This is a genomic window from Candidatus Frankia alpina, assembly GCF_902806485.1.
Lineage (GTDB): Bacteria > Actinomycetota > Actinomycetes > Frankiales > Frankiaceae > Frankia > Frankia alpina.
Window position 1 is genome coordinate 1 of the sequence record NZ_CADCWT010000517.1, and the last position, 853, is coordinate 853.

1 pseudogene is annotated in these 853 nt (G+C 67.3%); it reads left to right on the top strand.

What is annotated here, in order from left to right:
- Window positions 1-339 (top strand): annotated as a pseudogene (locus G6R25_RS24285) (nucleotidyltransferase domain-containing protein); the annotation flags it as partial.
- Window positions 340-853: the final 514 nt, after the last annotated feature.

Here is an 853-nt window from a genome sequence, read left to right on the forward strand (position 1 = left end):
GGGGTGCACGACATCTGGTGTCGACCCGGGCCGGATCGGCCGTGGCGGATCCAGGTGATGCTGGAGGAGGTCCGGGGCGGTCAGTGGGAATGCCGGCGCGATCCCCGTGTCCGGCGTCCGATCGCAACGCTGGGAAACCTCACCTCGGACGGCATTCCCCATCTCGTCCCCGAGGTGCAGCTGCTCTACAAGGCGGCGTCGCCGCGGCCGAAGGACGAGTTGGACCTGGTAGCGGCACTGCCGGTCCTCACCGCAACGCAGCGCCGATGGCTCGCCGACGCGCTCACCCTCGTGCATCCCGGACATCCATGGCTCGATCGGCTTTCGCCAGCACGGTAGGAGGCGCACGGACGGGCCGGTGGCACGTCTGTAGGAGCGTCCGTGGGAGCAGTGCACGATCTGGCCGTCGGCGCGGCCGTGGGCCCATGGACGTTGCCGGCTGTGGGCCACCGATGCGGCCCCGCCGCGTCGGTATGCCGCTGACCGCCGGTGAGGGTGACCGCCCGGCATCCGCATCGCTTGATTCCGTCCTGCTTGCGGTCAAGAAGGCCCGACGCGATTCCCTGTCACAAGGTTGCTCCGGTGTGGGGGAATGTGACCTGGGTGACGAGACGAATGGCCTGCTGGCGCGGGGCCGATCGACCGTGTCGAAGCGGGAATTGTGACCCGCGCGACGCGGATTCATTGCCCCTGCCTTAATGGGTGTGACCGGTGTTACGAATCGCGGCGAGTGTGAGCGCCATTACTGTGGGCTGGGTCATATCGGCTGGGCGGTGATGTCGATTGCGGTCCGGATCACGTCGACAGTGCTGTCGAAAGTGGTGGGGTGAGTGCACAATGAGCCATTCCCGGC